The sequence below is a fragment of the Microbacterium sp. Bi128 genome, assembly GCF_918698205.1.
The window spans coordinates 1-1,984 of sequence record NZ_CAKKMM010000959.1; the positions used below are offsets into that span (position 1 = coordinate 1).

The 1,984-nt window shown below is 69.1% G+C and carries 2 protein-coding genes, 1 tRNA gene and 2 pseudogenes; 2 read left to right on the forward strand and 3 right to left on the reverse strand.

Annotated features, from left to right (window positions below; genetic code table 11):
• Positions 1 to 481 (forward strand): ATP-binding cassette domain-containing protein (locus LQV45_RS28495; protein WP_230010325.1); only part of this gene is annotated, 481 nt, incomplete at its 5' end.
• A 46-nt stretch (positions 482 to 527) separates the two neighbouring features.
• On the opposite strand, the gene LQV45_RS28500 is transcribed toward LQV45_RS28495, so the two are convergent.
• From LQV45_RS28500 to LQV45_RS28510, 3 genes and pseudogenes are all read right to left on the reverse strand, one after another.
• Positions 528 to 935, reverse strand: coding sequence for an NUDIX domain-containing protein (locus tag LQV45_RS28500; protein ID WP_230010326.1), 408 nt, complete (start codon positions 933 to 935; stop codon positions 528 to 530).
• 131 nt (positions 936 to 1,066) lie between these two features.
• Positions 1,067 to 1,504: pseudogene (locus LQV45_RS28505) on the reverse strand (DUF6314 family protein); the annotation flags it as partial.
• A 1-nt stretch (position 1,505) separates the two neighbouring features.
• A tRNA-Arg gene (locus LQV45_RS28510) sits at positions 1,506 to 1,578 on the reverse strand.
• An 82-nt stretch (positions 1,579 to 1,660) separates the two neighbouring features.
• On the opposite strand from LQV45_RS28510, the pseudogene LQV45_RS28515 reads away from it, so the two are divergent.
• A pseudogene (locus tag LQV45_RS28515) lies at positions 1,661 to 1,984 on the forward strand (hypothetical protein); the annotation flags it as partial.

A 1,984-nucleotide genomic window follows, 5' to 3' on the forward strand; every position in this document is an offset into this window, starting at 1 on the left:
CCTCTCGGCCGTGGACAACGTGATGCTGCCGATGGAATTCGCCGGCGTGCGCAAGGCGGCGCGGGCCGAGCGGGCCCGGCAGCTGCTCGAACAGGTCCAGCTCGATCCGGAGAAGCACGGGCGGCGCATCAACCGGCTCTCCGGCGGCGAGCGGCAACGCCTGACGATCGCCCGCCTGCTGATCGCCCAGCCGCGGGTGGTCATCCTCGACGAAGCCACCGCCGCGCTGGATTCGACCAACGAGGCCGCCGTCCAGGAGGCGCTGGGCGCCGCGCTGGAAGGCCGTACCGCCGTCGTGATCGCCCACCGTCTCTCGACGATCCGTGCGGCGGACGCGATCCTGGTGGTGGAGGACGGCTCGATCGTGGAGCGCGGTACCCACCGGGAGCTTCTCGCCGCCGAGGGCCGCTATGCGGAGCTGTACCGGACGCAGTTCTCCGAGGCCAGCGCGGTGGCCCAGGAATCCGTGCCCGGTTACTGAGCCGCCGTTTGGAAGCCGCCGTTCGAGGCCCTGGCCGGTGGAGGTCCTAGCAGGACGGCTTGGCGGACAGGGCCGGCAGCACATGGTCCGTCAGCAGCGGGGCGAGGTCGCCGGGCAGCTCGGCGGACAGGTCCAGCCAACGGATCTCGGCGATTTCCGCCGACGGCCGGGCGCTCCACACCCCGGGCGCCGTGAAGACCGTGGCCTCGATCTGGGTGGCCGCCTCGTTGGCGGCATCCGCCAGCCAGCAACCCAGCAGGTCCAGGCGGTCCGGGGCCAGCACGATCCGCACTTCCTCCTGGAGCTCGCGCGCCGCTGCCTGGGCCGCTGTTTCGCCGGCCTCGGGTTTGCCGCCGGGGTGCATGAACTTGTCCGTGCCGCGTTTGCGGACGGTCAGGAGGCGTCCGGAGCGATCGAAAACGCAGACGGCGGAGACGACGATGCGCGGGTTCACCCGGCGCGCCCTGAATCCGGCGCGGCATCCGGCGTCGCATCGGGGGTCACGCGTGGCCTTGTCTCCGGATCCGGGTCTGTTCCTGCACTTGGTCTTGCTCCTAGTTTTGCCTCTGGTCTTGCGTCTGGTTTTGCTTTCAGCCGTCGCAGGACGGACTCCAGCAGCTGGTCCTTGGCCGGCCCGGTGACGTCCCAGCGGTAGCCGCATTGGTCCGGACCGCGGAAGGTGTACGTCACGCGGTACGTGTCAGGGTCGCACCAGTGCTCGTCCTGATTGGTTTGCCCGGCGAAGCCCATGCGGTGGAAGGGGCGGCCGTCCGGGAAGTACACGTCCAGGACATCGGAGAACGGCGCGCCGCCCGGGGGTGCCCAGCGCACGGTGCCTTCTTCACGCCACCACAGGCCGCCGTCGTCGTCGGCAGTGAAGCGTACGACGCCGGTGAAGGTTCCGCTGGTGCCGGTGCTGCGGTCCAGCAGGGTGCGGTCGACGGACCAGGAACCGCGCAGGTAGGCGCGGAGGTCAAAGCCCGGACCCGTGTCCGGGGTTTCGTCCGGGGCAGGAATGTTCAAGTGCCCTCGATTGGAATCGAACCAACGACACCGGCTTTAGGAGAGCCGTGCTCTATCCACTGAGCTACGAGGGCGGGTATCCGCGGGCGGCCGGGGCCGGTCCGGTCGGACACGGATATAAGCATACAAGGTGAGCGCGCGTACTACGCTCTTGGCATGACTGCAGGAACCACCGAGCTTTCCGCCGGAGCCCTCTACTACCCCGATGTGGCCGAGACCAGGTTTTACGTCGGGGCCCTGGCGAAGCTGAGCGTACTGCAGTATTTCGTGGCCGAGTCGGCTGTGATCGGTGCCTGGGCGGGAGCGGAGCCATACAGCCGCCGCACGGGCTACATCAGCGACCTCGGCGCCGTGGCGTGCGGAGAGTTCTCCGGCCGGGACGTCTGCTCGCCGGCGCACCTGCTGATGAACGCGTCATTTGTGGTCCAAGGCCTTGGCATGGTGGTCGGCGCGTTGCTGCTCGGCTCGGCGCTCCTGTGC